This is a genomic window from Bradyrhizobium sp. UFLA03-84, from assembly GCF_002289535.1.
GTDB classification, from domain to species: Bacteria; Pseudomonadota; Alphaproteobacteria; order Rhizobiales; family Xanthobacteraceae; genus Bradyrhizobium; species Bradyrhizobium viridifuturi.
Genome location: NZ_NSJY01000003.1, coordinates 254,600 through 267,500, shown reverse-complemented (window position 1 = coordinate 267,500; position 12,901 = coordinate 254,600). Strand labels below are relative to the sequence as shown.

Genomic DNA, 12,901 nt, shown 5'->3' with positions numbered 1-12,901 from the left:
CTCACCGACAAGCAGGTCGACGGCGCGATCGCCGCGGCGAAGGAAATGGATCCGATCACCGCCAAGCTGTCCCAGGACGCCAAGCCGGATCCGAAGGTCGTCGCCCAGCTCGAGGCCATCGCCAAGAAGAACGGTTTTGCCAGCTATGACGAGTACAACAGCGTGGTCGACAACATCTCGCTGGTGCTCGGCGGCTTCGATCCGCAGACCAAGAAATATGTCGGTCCCGAGGCGGTGCTGAAGGCGCAGATCGCCCAGGTCCAGGCCGACAAGAAGATGTCGGCCAAGGACAAGAAGGACGCGCTTGCCGACCTCAACGAAGCCCTGAAATCGCCGCCGCCCGCGGTCGAGAACAAGGGCAACATCGATATCGTGACCAAGAGCTACGACAAGCTGATGGAAGAGTTCGGCGGCAGCGACGACAACTGAGCCGCCATCCGAATCGAACCCGAATCAAATTGAGCCCCGGAGAATTTCTCCGGGGCTTTTTTATTGTCCCGACACCGCGCTTGGTTCAGGTCCGGGTGCGCATCCGCATCATGAAGCTGTCGAACGAGAGCTCGGCGACCTGCATCCAGGCCAGCGATTCGTTGCGATAGGCGGACAGGCTCGCATACATCTTGCCGAAATGCGGATTGCTCTTGGCGAGATCGGCGTAGATCTCGTTGGCTGCGTTGTAGCAGGCCTCCAGCACTTCCTGCGGGAACGGCCGCAGCTGCGCGCCGGCCACGATCAGGCGTTTCAGCGCCGGCGGATTGACCGCATCATATTTGCCGGTGACCCAGGTGAAGGTGTCCTCGGACGCGGCCTGGATTGCGGCCTGATAATGCTTCGGCAGCGCGTTCCACTTTTCCTTGTTCATCACATTGTGGCCCTGGCCGGTGCCTTCCCACCAGCCGGGGTAATAGTAGAATTTCGCGACCTTGACGAAGCCGAGCTTCTCGTCGTCATAGGGGCCAACCCATTCGGCGGCGTCGATGGTGCCTTTCTCCAGCGCCGGATAGATATCGCCGCCCGCGATCTGCTGCGGCACGCCGCCGACCTTGGCGATGATGGTGCCGGCGAAGCCGCCGACGCGGAATTTCAGCCCCTGCAAGTCCGCCATCGACTTGATCTCCTTCCGGAACCAGCCGCCCATCTGGGCGCCGGTCGAGCCGGTCGGAATGCCGACGCAGTTGTATTCGCTGAGCAGATTGTTGAGCAGCTCGCTGCCGCCGCCCCATTGCAGCCAGGAAATATGCTGGCGCGTGTTGAGGCCGAATGGCAGCGACGTGCCGAAGGTGAAAGCGGGATTCTTGCCCCAGTAATAATACAGCGCGGTGTTGCCCATCTCGACCGTGCCGTTGGAGACGGCGTCGAGCACCTGCAGGCCGGGCACGATCTCGCCGGCAGCGAACGACTGGATCTGGAATCGGTTGTCGGTGATTTCGGCGACGCGCTTGCAGAAGAATTCGCAGCCGCCATAGAGCGTATCGAGCGCCTTCGGCCAGCTTGCCGCCAGCCGCCATCTGACCTCGGGCATCGATTGCGCGACCGCGGGTGCAGCGACTGCCGTCGCCGCGAGCCCGACGCCTCCTGCTTTCAAGAAATCACGACGCTTCATGCGTAGCCCTCCTGTGTGCCGATGCCTCGACAAGGGAACGATCTTGGTGCCGTCTTTCTTCGCCGATCGATCGACGTTGCTGTGATGATGTGTCCGGTGGCCCTCGACGGGCTCTTGTGTGGAAATCCGTTTCGTCCGGTTCCATCGCTCAGGATGATGGTTTGCCGGCGGAAATCAAGCGCCGGCCTTGGTTGCAGCTGCGAAGGAAAGTCGTCGCTGTGGGTCTCATCCGATACCCGCGCGACGGGCTGCGGGGCCTGTCGCGATCTGCTACGCAGGCAGCGAGTTGATGGGAGTTCAAGGACATGGCCAACAAGAAAGTCGTGGTCGCCGGCGCGACCGGCTTGGTCGGCAGCGCCGCCTTGCGACACTTCGGCGCATCCGACGATTGCGAGCGCATCGCGCTGTCGCGCCGCAAACCACGCGATCTCTACGGCGCGCGGCACGTGCCGATCGATCTCACCAGCGCTGAGGATTGCCGCCGCGCCGCGGCCGAGTTCGGCGGTGCAACCCATCTGATCTATGCCGCGCTCTATGAGGCGCCGAGCCTGGTCGATGGCTGGCGTGACGCCGGGCAGATCGAAACCAACGACCGGATGCTGCGCAATTTGATGGGCGTGCTCGAACCCGCAGCGCCTGATCTCAGGCATGTTGCGCTGCTGCAGGGCACCAAGGCCTATGGTGTGCATGTCCGGCCGCTCACGGTGCCGGCGCGCGAGGGCCGCTCGGAAATGTACGAGCAGCCGAATTTCTATTGGGCGCAGGAGAACTTCCTGCGCGAATTGCAGCGCGGCAAGAGCTGGCACTGGAGCATCCTGCGTCCGGTGCTGATCATCGGCGAAGCCATGGGCGGGGCGATGGACCTGATCCCGCCGCTCGGCGTCTATGCGGCGGTGCTGCGCGCGCAGGGCAGGCCGCTCGATTATCCCGGCGGCGCGCCGCGCGTCGCGCAGGCGGTCGACGTCGATCTCCTGGCGCGCGCGATCGCCTGGTCGGGCGAGGCCGAGACCGCGCGCAACGAAGCCTTCAATGTCACCAATGGCGATGTCTTCACCTGGGAGAATATCTGGCCGGCGGTATCAGATGCGCTCGAAATGGCGCCGGGCACGCACGTACCGCTGTCGCTGGCACAGGAGTATCCGAAATGGATCCCGCTGTGGGACGAACTGCGCAGGAAGCACGATCTGATCGCGCCGGGTCTGGAAGAGTTCGTCGGCCTGTCGTTCCAGTATGCCGATTACAGCATGCGCTATGGGCAGACCGAATCCGGTCCGCCGTCGATCGTGTCGACGGTCAAAATCAACCAGGCCGGCTTCACCGAGATGATGGATACCGAGGTGATGTTCCGGAAGTGGTTCAGGCTGGCGAAGGCCGGCCGGCTATTGCCGTAGTTGCCGGCGCGCTCTCTCGTCTCCCTCGCCCCGCTCTTGCGGGGAGAGGCGGAGAAGCCGCAGCGCTGTGAGCTGAGCGCTAGCGCGAAAACGCCTGCTCCATCGCCTTGCGGGTCTTGATCGTGTCGTTGCGCTCGTCGACCTCGACGTCGCTCCAGCGCACCACGGCGCCGTGGGCAACGTCGTTCTTCAGCTTGACCCGATGCGCGAGTCCGATCGGCAGTGCCCCGGTGGCGAGGCTGGCGGACGCCGGCATCAGTTTGCCCCACACCGTGTAGCCGCCTTCGCCGTCCAGCATCTCGCCGGCGCGCAGATTGCGTTTCGCCACCGAAGCGACGTCGCCGCGGAAGCCGCGCGGCTGCCCGGTCGGCTCGTTGCGCAGCGCCGCCGACAGTACCGAAATATTCAGCTCGAGCCCGATCAGATGATACGGCTTGTACATCGCCGCATAGCGGCCGGATGAATCGGTCTTGAGGCCATACTGCTTGAAGCAATCGGCGGCATAGTCGTTCGGTGCCTCCAGCACCACATAGACGCCCCAGCGCAGATCGCGGAATACCGGACGGCCGTCGCGCTCCAGCGACGACACCACCTCGACGATGCCGGATTTCTCCAACACGCCGCCTTTGTCGCGCGGGCGCATCACATGCGGCAAATCGTCGACGCCGCAGGGTGGAAACAGCAGGCCCTCCGACGGCACGTCGAGCGTGCAGGCATTGGCGATCGCCGCCATCTCGATCGCGGATTTGGTGCCATCGAGGAAGGAGTTGAACATCTGCGGATTCATGCCGGCGGATTGCGCTTCGCCCGCGGTGAGCCCGTAATGCTGCCACACGCCTTCCGGCGTCACGTCGTGATAGGCCGGCAGGTATTTGGTGCCTTTGCCGGCGGCGACGACGCGAAAGCCGGTGGCGCGCGCCCAGTCGACCATCTCCGCGGTCAATGCGGGCTGATCGCCATAGGCGAGCGAATAGACCACGCCGGCCTTGCGCGCCTCTTCGGCGAGCAGCGGGCCGGCCAGCACGTCGGCTTCGACATTGACCATCACGACATGCTTGCCGGCCGCGATGGCTGCGCGGGCATGGCGAATGCCGACCGCGGGATTGCCGGTCGCTTCGACGACGACGTCGAATGCGCCGCCGGCGATCGCCCGCGCGCCGTCGTCGGTGAAGGTGGTTGCATCGATCCGCGCGTCGTCCCAGCCGACCGTCCGGCAGGCCTCGCGGGCGCGCTCGCGGTCGAGATCGACGATCACGGGCACCTCAAGCCCCGGCGTGTGCGGCACCTGCGACAGAAACATCGAGCCGAACTTTCCGGCGCCGATCAGGACGACGCGCACCGGCTTGCCGGCGGCGGCGCGGGTTTTGAGGAGGTGATGCAGGTTCATGTGCTGGTTACCGATGGTGCAGTCGCGCAGGGCGCGCGACAAGGAAGAAGTTGTCATTCCGGGGCGCGACGAAGTCGCGAGCTAGGATGTGCAATTGCACATCTGAGAATCCATCGTACTACGAAACGTGCCAGATGGATTCCGGGCTCGACGCTTGCGCGTCGCCCCGGAATGACGGCGTCTGGGACTTTACTCCGCCGCCTGCCGCGGCGCACGGGCCAGCCGCAGCAGCGCGTCGTCGGCGACCGTCTGGATCGGCGTGAAGTCGCGGTGTGCGATGTAGTCGGGCCGCGTCGGGGTGCGGATGTAGTTCGAGACCGCGTTCAGCGTCAGATAGACGATCTTGCGCGGGTAGGGCGTGATGTTGCCGCTCGATCCGTGCACCAGATTGCCGTGGAACATCAGCATGCCGCCGGGCTTGCCGGTCGGCGCGACGATGCCGCCCTGCTTGACCAGGCGGGTCACCGTCTCCTCGTCCAGCGTCCACAGCGGGTAGGAGGTGGTTTCGAGGTCATGCGAGGCCTTGAGGTCGCCCGCGGTCTGGCTCTGCGGCACCAGCATCAGGGGGCCGTTGATCGGCATCACCTCGTCGAGGAAGATCGCGATGTTCATCGCGCGCGGCTCCGGCATGCCGTCGTCGCGCTTCCAGGTGCCGTAATCCTGGTGCCACTGCCAGACGTCGCCGGTGAAGGCCGCCTTCGCGTTGATCTTGAACTGATGCATGTAGACCTTCTCACCGAACAGCTGCTCGATCGGGTCGATCATGCGCGGGTGCGCGCCGAGGACGCCGAACGCCTCGTTGTAGAGATGCGCGGCGAATGCGGTGCGCGGCGCGCCGCTCTTCTCGCGCCACACCTCGGGGCGGTTGGCGTCATAGATCGAGATCGCCTCGCGGGCGAGGAAATCGACTTCTTCCTGGCTGAACAACTCAGGCAGGAACAGCCAGCCTTCGCGATGGAAAAATTCGACCTGCTCTTGGGTCAGTTTCATGGTGCTTCCTCCCTTGATTATTGGTCTTCGTTCTTGCGGCGCCGTCAGGTTTCCGTTCACGCCGCTACGTCGGTCGCTCTCAATCTCTCTTCGGTCATCCGTCCAGCCGTCTGCGCATGCGCCAGCGCGGCAGCCTCCGCGGCGGCGGCATTGCCGGAGAAGATATGCGCGGCGATGGTCTCGTGTTCGGTCCAGGCGCTGTCGCGGTAATCGAGCTCGGCGAGTACGGTCGCCATCGAGCGGCGCATGTGCGGCCATTGCGGCGTGATCATTTCCTCGATCGCGGAATTGCCGGCGAGCCGGTAGATCGCGCTGTGGAAGTCGACGTCGAGCGCGATCAGCCGCGCCAGCGGCGCGTGGTCGTCGATCGCGCGTCCGGCTTCGAGCGCGGCCTCGAGCTGCGCGCGTGCCGGGGCATCCTCTCTTGCGCGCCTCGCGGCAAGCCGGGCCGCCAGCGCGTCGATCGCGCCGCGGACCTCATAGAGCTCGCGGATGCGCTGCGGATCGAGCTGCGTCACCTCGAAGCCGCGCTTGCCGCTTTCCGCGACGAGACCCTGGCGATGCAGCAGGTGCAGCGCGTGCGAGATCGGCTGGCGCGAGACGCCGAGTTTTTCGGCAAGCTCGTTCTGGGTGATGCGCTGGCCGGGCAGCAGCGAGCGGTCGATGATCGCCTCGAGCAGCCGCCCGTAGACCTGGTCGATGAGGTTCGGAAGCGGATCCAACGGGATCATGCCGACTGTCCAATTTGGAATACGGAATTCCGTATTCGAAGAGAGGCTACTGCCGGTTGTGCGAGCGGTCAAGACTCCAATTTACGGCGGGGCTAAGCGTTTGGTAGATCGAAGTTTTTCTGAAGGGTGAACCGTCCGGCGTTCGCGTCGGTTGCGCTGATCAGCCAGCCTCAATCGCGCAGCAAGCCGTCAAGCAGCCTGGTCGAACGCTGGCTACCGGCTCCTTTGCATGGGGTTGTTTTCGATATTTTTTGGCAACGGGTCTTCCCTGCACGTGACAGTCGGGGCGGGGGCCCGGCTGCCGGCGCGAAAGATTGGCGCTGCTGTATCAACGCGATGCCGTTGCGCTACTTCGCCTTGCCCAGCTCCATCAGCATCCGCGTCATCAGATAGAGCCGCGGCACGATCGAATTGGTGTCGATGTATTCGTCGCGCGCGTGATAGCCCCAGCCGGCGAGCCCGAAGCTTTCGACCACGACCGCCTTGCCGCTGCGCGCGGCGTAGCCGGCGTCGGTGGCACCGCCGGTCATCTCCGCGATGTCAAGCGTGCGGTCGAGCTCGGCATAGATCGCCTGTCCCTGCTTGGCGAGTGCGCGGCCGCGATCATTGGCGACGAAGGGCGGGCGGCCTGCGACCACCTTCACGCTCACCTCGGTATCCGCGATCAGTCTGTTCTTCACCTTCTCGTCCAGCGCGGCCTGCAGCTTTTGCACGCCGTCCGGAATGGTGAGGCGGATGTCGGCGCCGGCAGAGGCATGATCGGGAATCTGGTTGCGCACGGTGCCGGCCTTCGCGGTGGTCCAGTTCAGCTGCGTGCCCGGAATCGATTTCGCGACGTCCTGGGTCTGCAGCAATTGATGCGCGAGCTCGATCAGCGCGTTGCGGCCGAGCTGCGGCGCCGCGCCGGCATGCGAGGCCTTGCCCTTCACATCGAGCGTGCCGGTCGCGGTGCCGCTGGCGCCGAGCAGCAGGCTTTCATTCTTGGCCACCGGCGGCGCGACCGTCGGTTCACACGACAACACCACGTCGTGCTGGTCGGCGAACTCGGCGATGATCTCGCCGGAGCCGATCGAGCCGACCTCCTCGTCCGGATTGAACGACACCGTGAGTCTGGCATAGTCGCGCCAGCCCGCATCGTTCAGGATCTTCAGGGAATGCAGGATGACGGCGATGCCGCCCTTGTCGTCGGCAATGCCGGGTCCGTAGATCCTGTTGCCGTCGACCTTGTAGGGCTGGCTGTCGAGGATGCCGTGCTCGTAGACGGTGTCCATATGCGCGATCAGCATCAGCTTCTTGCTGCCGGTACCTTCGAAGGTGCCGATCACCATGTCGGCGCCGGCGCCCTTGGTGGTCTTGCGCCGTTCGGTCTTGGCGCCGAGCGCCTTGAGCCGCGCTTCGGTGTAGTCGGCCATCTTCTTCAGGCCTTCGACATCACCGGAGCCCGACTCGATCAGCACCATGTCGTGCAGGCTTTCGATCACGGCGGGCTGGGCCTGCTCGGCGGCCGCGCGCAGCTTTTCATCCGCAGCAAGGGCGGAGGACGAGGCGAGGGCGAGCAGGCCGGCCGACGCGAGCAATTTGATCGATAGTTTCATGATTGTCCTCCCTGCACGAGCGCAGGGAGACACTAACATCGCGACCTGGCCGCGTCAGGTACGATCGAGCACCTCGACATCCAATGTTTCGATCTGCGCGGGTTCGGCGGTCGCATCGATCTCCGCGATCCTGTCGCCTGAAATCGTGACCCGCAGCACGACGCGCAGCTTGCCACCGAAGATGACGGCGACGCCGATCTCGCCGTCGACCAGCGCCGGCCGCGCCGCCTGCGCGCGTCCCTTGAAGCTCTGGGCGACAGCCGTGGCGCCGCGGATCACCGGCAGCGAGCCGAGCCGCTGCGCCGCCTGATCGGCGCGCACCACGACGTCGGGCGCGAGCACCGCGAGCAACCCTTCGAAATCGCCGTTGCGGGATGCCGCGAGGAAGGCCTCGACGATGCCGCGTTGCCGGCCGAGATCGGCATCCGGCGCGGGCGGCGCGCCCTGCACGCGACGCCGCGCACGGCTGGCGAGCTGCCGCGCGGCGGCCGGCGTGCGTCCGACGATCGGCGCGATCTCCTCGAACGGCACCGCAAACATGTCGTGCAATACGAACGCCAGCCGCTCGGCCGGCGCCAGCATCTCCAGCACCACCAGCAGCGCCGCGCCGACGGAGTCGGCCATTTCGGTCTCGCGCTCGGACGGATTATCCGCAACCGGTTCGGGCACGTGCGGACCGATCGGCTCCTCGCGGCGCGATTTGCGCGCGCGGAGCATGTCGAGGCAGATCCGCGCGATCACCGTGGTCAGCCATCCCCCGAGATTGTCGACCGCGGCAGCGTCGGTACGGCCAAGCCGCAGCCAGGCTTCCTGCACGGCGTCGTCGACCTCCGCGGTCGAGCCCAGCATGCGGTAGGCCACCGCCCGCAACCGCGGCCGGTTGGCCTCGAACTGCTCCGCCAGAAATTTCTTCTCGTCCATCGGTCACATTCCCTTGGTCCGCTCCGTCATGGCCATGACGAACGAAATTGGGCCGATGTGACAGCAGATCGGCACGGCGGCGTCAAAAGGCAAATCAGGAGAGCGATATGATGAAAGCCCGCATGAACCACCCGGTGATGGTTGTTCCCGAAGCCATGAAGGCGCTGCAGGCGCTCAGCGAGAGCACCAAGCCGGCGCTGCCGGAAAAGCTGCTCGAACTGGTCCATCTGCGCGCCAGCCAGATCAATGGCTGCAGCGTCTGCGTCGACATGCACCCGAAGCTCGCCCGCCGCGCCGGCGAGACCGACGAGCGGCTGTTCGCGGTCGGCGCCTGGCGCGACACGCCCTATTTTACGGACGCTGAGCGCGCGGCGCTGGCGCTGACGGAAGCGGTGACCCGGCTCAGCGACCGCGAGGATCCGGTGACGGACGCGGTGTGGGACGAGGCCGCCAAGCACTTCGACGAGCAGCAGCTGGCATCGCTGGTGCTCGGCATCGCGGCGATCAACGTCTGGAACCGGCTGAATGTCGCCGTGCGCCAGCCCGTTGGTTCGTGGAAGGTGTGATCTTCTCCCTCTCCACGCCAGCGGGGAGAGGTGCACCGCCTCAGCTTGCCAAGAACTCCAGCACGATCTCGCAGTAGCGCTGCGGGGCCTGCTCGAACATCGGATGCGTGGTGCCGGGGATCATCTCGGTGCGCGAACCCTGCACGTTGGCGGCGAGGGCGTGCAGCACCTTCGGCAGCACGCCCTTGGTGTTGGCGCCGCCGATGAACAGCGTCGGTGTCTTGATCGCCTCTGCGTCGGCCTTCGAGAACGGCGGTCGCTGGTCGCGGGTCTGGCCGATCAGCGTCGTCGCATTGTCGCGCAACAGCTGCTTGGAGGTCGCCGGAATCCGTTTCCAGGCGCCGGGGCCTTCGAGCGCGTCCATGAAGATCTGCAATCCGCCGTCGATATCGCCCTTGGCGATTTCGGCCGCACATGCCGCGAAGCGTGCTGCCAGCGGCGAGGGGCCCGGCTTGAAGTCGGGATCAAGGGTTTCATCGAGTTCGCCGCCGGGCTCGGCCAGGATCAGCTTGCGCAGCAGGTCCGGCCGCCGCTGCGCAGCGCGGAAGCAGATGTGCCCGCCGCGGGAATGCCCCATCAGGTCGACTGGTTTGGTATCGAAGGCCTCGATGAAGGCGACGACGTCGTCGACATGCTGCGCGATCGAATAGGTGTCGCCGACACCGTCCCAATGCGCCGGGAAAAAATGCCGCAGGCTGACCGCGATCACGCGATGGTGGCGGGTCAGCGGGCCGAGCACCGCCGACCAGATCCGGAAATCGCACAGCGAACCATGCACGCAGACCAGCGGCGGCCCAGCTCCGATATCGAGATAGGGCATGTCGAAACCGTTGACGCGGAGGCTGTGCATTTTGAGGGCTCGCGGAGGGCAGGAGATGTTGTTGATTTGACCCAAGTTCCCACGGAATTCGGGTGGATAGCAACATTCTCCAAGCCTAGATTTCAGATCAACAGCAGGCTCACGCGTGAGCTGAAGGAATGATATCAGGGAACATCTGGAGCGAGCCATGACCGGCCAGCATTTTGCAATCTTCGACACCATGATCGGCGCCTGCGGCGTCGTCTGGGGCGAGCACGGCGTTACCGGCGTGCAGCTGCCGATGGGCAACGAAGAGAAGACCCGCAAGCGGATTTTCCAGCGCAATGGCGACGTCACCGAGGCGGCCCCGCCGGCCGAGGTGCAGCACGCGATCGACGGCATGATCGAGCTGCTCGCCGGCAAGGCGAACGACCTCGCCGACATCGTGCTCGACCTCGATGGCGTGCCGGAGTTCAACCGCGGCGTCTACGACATCGCGCGCCGGATTCCACCGGGCAAGACCATGACCTATGGCGACATCGCCAAGCAGCTCGGCGGCGTCGAGCTGTCGCGCGACGTCGGCCAGGCGCTCGGCCGCAACCCATGCCCGATCGTGGTGCCCTGCCACCGGGTGCTGGCGGCGGGCAACAAGCCGGGCGGCTTCTCGGCCAATGGCGGCGTGGTCACCAAGCTGAAGATGCTGCAGATCGAAGGCGCGGTGGTGAACCACACGCCGAGCTTGTTTGATTGAGGAAGAATCACCCTCCCCTGGAAGGGGAGGGTGGCAGCGCGCTCGCCGCGAATTCAGCGCGCCTCACGCCGTCTCGCACACGAACCCGTTGCCCTTCCGCCGGATCTTGCCGACCGACGGCGAGGGGAAGTGCGCGGGGCAGCACAGCGTGTCGGTGTCGCAATAGCGCTCCAGGAAACCGCGGCGCGTCTTCGCGGCCTGCGCCGGGTCGACATCGAACTTCGGCGACAGTTCCGGATAAAGCGTCTGGATCGGCGAGTGCATCAAATCGCCAGCGAACACCGCATCATCCTTGCCGCGGCCGAAGGTGAAGGCGAGATGGCCCGGGGTATGGCCGGGTGTCGGCAGGATGCGCATGTGATCGCCGATCGCGAAATCATTGCCGACGAGCTCGGCCCGCTTGGCTTCGACCACCGGCAGCACGCTGTCGACGAACGGCGGGACCTCCGCCTTGGCATTGGTCTCGGTCCAGTAGTCGAACTCGGTCTTGTCGAACACGTAGCGCGCGTTCGGGAAGGTCGGGACCCAGCGGCCGTTCTCGAGCCGCGTATTCCAGCCGACATGGTCGACATGCAGATGCGTGCACATCACATAGTCGATGTCACCGACCGAGAAGCCCGCCGACGCGAGGCCGCGCAGATAGCTGTCGTCGGTTTTCATATTCCAGCTCGGCCGCCCCGGCCGCGGCTTGTGATTGCCGATGCAGCTGTCGATCAGGATGGTGTGGTGCGGCGTCTTCACGATGTAGGACTGGAACGCCAGGATCAGCGTGTCGCTGTCGTCGAGCGCGCCGGCGGCCTTCATCCAGCCGCGGTTCTCGGCGAGCACTTCGGGTGTCAAGCCAGGCAGCATGTCGTGCGCGGGCAGGAACTTGCCTTCCTCCTCCACGATGCGATGAATGGTGAGATCGCCGGCGGCAAATTTCAGGCTCATGGGTGATTTCCTTGAGAGATCAGTGCGCGTCGCGCACGGCGGGAATGATGATGTTGGCGAGGATATCCATCGCCGCAAGCCCCTCCTTGGGCTGGCCGTACTGGGCTGCCGTCGTCATCATCACAAGATCGAGATCGGGCACGACGATGATGCGTTGACCGCCCCAGCCGAAGGCGCCGACCCATTTCACTTCCTTGCCGTTGGACAGCGAGCGACCCATCCACCACTGATAGCCGTAGAACAGCGTGCCGCCGAAATAGCCGACGGCCTGGAAGCGCGGCACGGTCGATTGCGCGATCCAGTCGGCCGGCACGATCTGCTGCTCCTTCCACCGCCCGTGGTCGAGCACGAGCTGGCCGATCTTGGCGGCATCGCGCGGACGAAGCCGGAGGCCGGCAGCGGCGGCAATCTTGCTGTTCTTCGGATAGGCCTTCCACTCGAGATCGGTGATGCCGAGCGGCTGGAACAGCGTCTCCCGCGCGAAGGCTTCGAGCGGCTTGCCGGAGACCTGCTCGATGATGTTGCCGAGCAAATCCGTGCCGCCGCCATTGTAGGTCCACAGCGTGTCCGGCGGTGCTACGATCGGTTTGGCCAGGACATAGCCGATCGGATCGGCATCGAAGGCGAGATGCGGCTCGTCATTGTGCGGATCGGTCCAGGGCAGCGCTTCGTCCCATTGAATGCCCGACGACATCGTCAAGAGATGGCGCAGCGTGATCGCGTCCCATCCCGCTGATTTCACCGATCGGTGCTCGGGAAAGAACTTCACCACGGGTTCGTCGACGCCGGCGATCAGCTTGCGGTCGATGGCGATGCCGACCAGCAGCGACGTCACGCTCTTCGATGCCGAACGCATGTCGTGCCTGGTCGTCGCCGTGAATTCGGTGCGGCCCTCCGGATAGCCCCACGGCTGGTCGATGCCGGCGAAATACTGCTCGAACACCAGCCTGCCGTGACGTGCCACGACGACGGAGTGAATCTCGCTGCTGCGCAAGCCGAGCCGCGCGGCGATGCCGCACAGCCGCTCGCCATCCATGCCGACGCTGTCGGGTGACGCGATCGTCCAGCCATCGTCGAGCGCGGCCGGCGATCCGCAGGGCTGGTCGTTCTGTCCGGTTTTCATGTCGTCGGCCCTCAGCGTGGTGATCGAGGCCGTCAACGCGAGCACGAGGCTCGCGCCGAGAAGCAGGAGGCGGGGGAGGCGATGGGGCATCGTCATCCTCCCGCCTTGCTC

13 protein-coding genes (1 of these 13 only partly in view) are annotated in these 12,901 nt (G+C 65.1%); 4 read left to right on the top strand and 9 right to left on the bottom strand.

Translation table 11 applies throughout. The features are described 5' to 3' along the window. Positions 1–429, top strand: partial view of a hypothetical protein gene (locus CK489_RS01315; RefSeq protein WP_050629514.1) — the 3' portion only. Its footprint begins 204 nt before the window's first position; only the last 429 of its 633 coding nucleotides appear in the window; its start codon lies off the left edge, out of view; it ends in the stop codon at positions 427–429. 85 nt (positions 430–514) lie between these two features. Here CK489_RS01315 and CK489_RS01310 read toward each other — a convergent pair whose 3' ends face one another. Next, positions 515–1,603 (bottom strand): TRAP transporter substrate-binding protein, encoded by a 1,089-nt coding sequence (locus tag CK489_RS01310; protein ID WP_050629491.1) that lies wholly within the window; start codon positions 1,601–1,603, stop codon positions 515–517. A 305-nt stretch (positions 1,604–1,908) separates the two neighbouring features. On the opposite strand from CK489_RS01310, the gene CK489_RS01305 reads away from it, so the two are divergent. Continuing rightward, positions 1,909–2,994 (top strand): NAD-dependent epimerase/dehydratase family protein, encoded by a 1,086-nt coding sequence (locus tag CK489_RS01305; RefSeq protein ID WP_095731013.1) that lies wholly within the window; start codon positions 1,909–1,911, stop codon positions 2,992–2,994. Between the two features lie 79 nt (positions 2,995–3,073). Here the strand turns inward: CK489_RS01305 and CK489_RS01300 are convergent, their stop codons facing one another. From CK489_RS01300 to CK489_RS01280, 5 genes are all read right to left on the bottom strand, one after another. Further along, entirely contained in the window at positions 3,074–4,381 is a 1,308-nt protein-coding gene (locus tag CK489_RS01300) for an NAD(P)H-dependent oxidoreductase (protein ID WP_095731012.1), read from the bottom strand. 189 nt (positions 4,382–4,570) lie between these two features. Further along, positions 4,571–5,371, bottom strand: coding sequence for a phytanoyl-CoA dioxygenase family protein (locus CK489_RS01295; protein ID WP_050629492.1), 801 nt, complete (start codon positions 5,369–5,371; stop codon positions 4,571–4,573). A 56-nt stretch (positions 5,372–5,427) separates the two neighbouring features. After that, a complete protein-coding gene (locus CK489_RS01290; RefSeq protein WP_095731011.1) occupies positions 5,428–6,102 on the bottom strand; it encodes a GntR family transcriptional regulator in 675 nt (224 codons plus the stop codon). A 347-nt stretch (positions 6,103–6,449) separates the two neighbouring features. Then, positions 6,450–7,697, bottom strand: a complete 1,248-nt coding sequence (locus tag CK489_RS01285) for a M20/M25/M40 family metallo-hydrolase (protein WP_095731010.1) — start codon at positions 7,695–7,697, stop codon at positions 6,450–6,452. Between the two features lie 54 nt (positions 7,698–7,751). Further along, positions 7,752–8,618 (bottom strand): sigma-70 family RNA polymerase sigma factor, encoded by an 867-nt coding sequence (locus CK489_RS01280; RefSeq protein WP_095731009.1) that lies wholly within the window; start codon positions 8,616–8,618, stop codon positions 7,752–7,754. Positions 8,619–8,728: 110 nt separating this feature from the next. Between CK489_RS01280 and CK489_RS01275 the strand changes: the two genes are divergently transcribed. Next, positions 8,729–9,184, top strand: a complete 456-nt coding sequence (locus CK489_RS01275) for a carboxymuconolactone decarboxylase family protein (RefSeq protein WP_095731182.1) — start codon at positions 8,729–8,731, stop codon at positions 9,182–9,184. A 40-nt stretch (positions 9,185–9,224) separates the two neighbouring features. Here the strand turns inward: CK489_RS01275 and CK489_RS01270 are convergent, their stop codons facing one another. Continuing rightward, positions 9,225–10,034: an alpha/beta fold hydrolase gene (locus CK489_RS01270; RefSeq protein WP_050629494.1), complete on the bottom strand. Its 810-nt coding sequence runs from the start codon at positions 10,032–10,034 to the stop codon at positions 9,225–9,227. 157 nt (positions 10,035–10,191) lie between these two features. Here CK489_RS01270 and CK489_RS01265 point away from each other — a divergent pair, with 157 nt between their 5' ends. Beyond that, the gene (locus CK489_RS01265; RefSeq protein ID WP_095731008.1) at positions 10,192–10,734 is read left to right on the top strand and encodes a methylated-DNA--[protein]-cysteine S-methyltransferase; all 543 of its coding nucleotides are present in this window, start codon (positions 10,192–10,194) and stop codon (positions 10,732–10,734) included. A gap of 63 nt (positions 10,735–10,797) precedes the next feature. Here the strand turns inward: CK489_RS01265 and CK489_RS01260 are convergent, their stop codons facing one another. Then, on the bottom strand, positions 10,798–11,667 hold the full coding sequence (locus CK489_RS01260) for an MBL fold metallo-hydrolase (RefSeq protein ID WP_095731007.1): 870 nt from the start codon (positions 11,665–11,667) through the stop codon (positions 10,798–10,800). Positions 11,668–11,686: 19 nt separating this feature from the next. After that, positions 11,687–12,880, bottom strand: a complete 1,194-nt coding sequence (locus CK489_RS01255; protein WP_095731006.1) for a serine hydrolase domain-containing protein — start codon at positions 12,878–12,880, stop codon at positions 11,687–11,689. Positions 12,881–12,901 lie beyond the last annotated feature (21 nt).